At 64.5% G+C, this 358-nt stretch carries 1 protein-coding gene; it reads right to left on the minus strand.

Annotated features, from left to right (window positions below):
• Positions 1-358, minus strand: a 358-nt coding sequence (locus C9427_RS33640; RefSeq protein ID WP_245437302.1) for a GTP-binding protein, incomplete at both ends; no start/stop codon positions are given.

Consider the following 358-nt stretch of genomic DNA (forward strand, 5'->3'; position numbering starts at 1 on the left):
CGAGATCGAGAACACGTCCTCGATCGGCATCAGGAACGGCTTGTCGAGCGGGCGAACCGGCGTCGGGATGTAGGCGTCGACCGCAGCCATCAGCTCGCGGATCGCGTCCTCGCCGATCTTCTTGTCGGAATCTTCCAAAGCGGCCAAAGCCGAACCCTTGACGATCGGAATGTCGTCACCGGGGAACTCGTTCTTGGTCAGGAGCTCGCGCACCTCGAGCTCGACCAGCTCCAGAAGCTCGGCGTCGTCGACCTGGTCGACCTTGTTCAAAAACACCACGATCGAGGGCACGCCGACCTGGCGGGCCAGCAGGATGTGCTCGCGCGTCTGCGGCATCGGGCCGTCGGCGGCCGACACC

Source organism: Mesorhizobium helmanticense (genome assembly GCF_003034915.1).
GTDB classification, from domain to species: Bacteria; Pseudomonadota; Alphaproteobacteria; order Rhizobiales; family Rhizobiaceae; genus Mesorhizobium; species Mesorhizobium helmanticense.